Raw genomic sequence first — 218 nt, forward strand, 5'->3', positions numbered from 1 at the left:
TCTGCGCCGGGCCGGTGTCGAGTGCACCGGCTCCTTCGGGGCCGCGCTGACCCGGGTTCTGTGCCAGGAGGGCATCGACGTCGTAGAGATCAACCAGCCCGACCGCGCCACCCGGCGCAAGCGCGGCAAGACCGACGCCATCGACGCGGACGCGGCCGCTCGTGCCGTGCTGTCCGGACGGGCCACCACCGTGCCGAAGAGCGCGGACGGGCCTGTGG

At 73.9% G+C, this 218-nt stretch carries 1 protein-coding gene; it reads left to right on the plus strand.

Annotation, left to right across the window (positions count from 1 at the left end):
• Positions 1-218: IS110 family transposase (locus GCN81_RS00085; RefSeq protein WP_156721310.1), on the plus strand; the 218-nt coding region annotated here is incomplete at both ends.

It is taken from the genome of Streptomyces apocyni, assembly GCF_009739465.1.
In the GTDB taxonomy this organism is placed as follows: domain Bacteria; phylum Actinomycetota; class Actinomycetes; order Streptomycetales; family Streptomycetaceae; genus Streptomyces; species Streptomyces apocyni.